Raw genomic sequence first — 548 nt, 5'->3', positions numbered from 1 at the left:
GCCATCGTCGACGCCGTGCCCATCGTCATGCAGTGACCGCGCGAGCGGTTCATGCACGACTCGGCTTCGGTGAATTCTTCCTGCGTCATCGTGCCGGCGCGCACTTCCTCGGACATCTGCCAGACACCCGTGCCGGAGCCGATGTTCTTGCCGCGAAACCGGCCATTGAGCATCGGTCCGCCGGACACGGCCAGCGCCGGCAGATTGCACGACGCCGCGCCCATCAGCAGCGCGGGCGTGGTCTTGTCGCAACCCACAAGCAGAATCACGCCGTCCATCGGATTGCCGCGAATCGACTCTTCGACATCCATCGAGGCCAGATTGCGAAACAGCATCGCGGTAGGCCGCAGATTGGATTCGCCAAGTGACATCACCGGAAACTCGAGCGGCAAGCCTCCCGCTTCATGCACGCCTTTCTTCACGTACTCCGCCAACTCGCGAAAATGCGCGTTACATGGCGTGAGTTCCGACCACGTATTGCAGATGCCGATCACCGGACGTCCGTCGAACTCATCGTGCGGAATACCCTGGTTTTTCATCCACGAGCG

At 61.5% G+C, this 548-nt stretch carries 1 protein-coding gene; it reads right to left on the bottom strand.

The annotated features are described in order from the left end of the window. A partial coding sequence (locus P0D73_RS46660) for a dihydroxy-acid dehydratase domain-containing protein (protein ID WP_408436518.1) occupies positions 1 to 548 on the bottom strand: 548 nt, incomplete at both ends.

Source organism: Paraburkholderia sp. RL18-101-BIB-B, from assembly GCF_046026985.1.
GTDB lineage: Bacteria > Pseudomonadota > Gammaproteobacteria > Burkholderiales > Burkholderiaceae > Paraburkholderia.
The sequence above is the reverse complement of the archived record's forward strand: the minus strand, read 5'-3'. Positions and strand labels throughout refer to the sequence as shown.